This is a genomic window from Klebsiella sp. 28, from assembly GCF_018223905.1.
Taxonomy (GTDB): Bacteria; Pseudomonadota; Gammaproteobacteria; order Enterobacterales; family Enterobacteriaceae; genus Klebsiella; species Klebsiella pneumoniae.
The window spans coordinates 1-1,298 of record NZ_JAGRQY010000309.1; the positions used below are offsets into that span (position 1 = coordinate 1).

Here is a 1,298-nt window from a genome sequence, read left to right on the forward strand (position 1 = left end):
ACGCTGGCGATATCAAAATGGCTGTCCGCCAGATGGTCGCTGATGTACTGGCAGGCGTCGCGCACCCGGTTGTCCAGCGGCGGATGCAGCGATTCGTTGATCGCCTCCATCCGCCGCAGCAGCAGCTGTTCCAGCAGGTTTATCGCCAGCAGTTCGGAATAGCGCCCCGCCCCCTGCCCGGCATCAACGATCTGGCCGAACAGCTCGCCAAAACGCGCCTGCCACTGTTCATCCGGACGGAAAAAGCCGGTCTGGGCAAAAATCGTTGGCCAGTTGAGCCACTCGTGCCAGTAGGCGCGCGGGCGGAAGTAGACCCACTGGTGATACCACTCGCTGGCGTCGGGATGGCGGCCATAGTGATGAATTTCCCCGGGCGGGAACAGCAGCATATCGCCCGGCCGGCAGACAAACTGTTCGCCGTGGTTGTTGATCACCCCCTCGCCGCGGATCGTCAGATTGAGAATATAGCCTTTCATACCCAGCGGGCGGTCGATAAAGAAATCCAGGTATCCCTGCGCCTCAATCGGCGTCAGGCCGGTAACCAGATGAGCGTTAAAAGAGTAGCCCGGCAGCAGCGGATCGTTTTGCGTTTCGGCCATACGCGTGGTTCTCCCCGAAGGTATCAGTGGCACCAATTGTCCATATTCATCATTTTATCGCTCTCGGCCCTGTCGCGACTGCGACGGCGGTGGGAATTTGGCGAAAAACCCGTACAGCAAGCGAAAAAAGCGCCAGTAGCGTGCATTCCACCGTGATATGCCGGGTAACAAAAGTGTCTATAAATACGGCAGAAAAGTCCACATAGAATATTTGCACGGCGTCACACTTTGCAAGGTAACAGCAAAATAATCCATAAGATTAGCGAATCCGGCCTGACGGATTTTGCCGGGGATATCTACTGTTGCTGCATGAATGATTTCTGCATGGAGTAACAAGATGGCAATTGCGATTGGCCTCGACTTTGGTAGTGACTCAGTCCGCGCTCTGGCGGTGGAATGCGCGTCCGGCGCAGAGCTGGCGACCAGCGTGGAGTGGTATCCGCGCTGGCGGGAAGGACAGTATTGCGATGGCGCTAACAACCGCTTCCGCCATCACCCGCGAGATTACATCGAGTCCATGGAAGCGGCGCTGAAAAGCGTGCTGGCTTCGCTGAGCGCCGAACAACGCGCCGACGTCGTGGGCATTGGCGTCGACAGCACCGGCTCAACTCCGGCTCCCGTCGATGCCGAGGGCAACGTGCTGGCGCTGCGCGAAGAATTCGCTGACAACCCTAACGCCATGTTTGTCCTGTGGAAGGA

At 57.8% G+C, this 1,298-nt stretch carries 1 protein-coding gene and 1 pseudogene; one reads left to right on the plus strand and one right to left on the minus strand.

Annotated features, from left to right (window positions below; translation table 11 throughout):
* The coding region (gene araC / locus KHQ28_RS28680) for an arabinose operon transcriptional regulator AraC (protein WP_211777804.1) at window positions 1-599 on the minus strand (599 nt) is incomplete at its 3' end.
* A 337-nt stretch (window positions 600-936) separates the two neighbouring features.
* Between araC and KHQ28_RS28685 the strand changes: the two are divergent.
* A pseudogene (locus tag KHQ28_RS28685) lies at window positions 937-1,298 on the plus strand (ribulokinase); the annotation flags it as partial.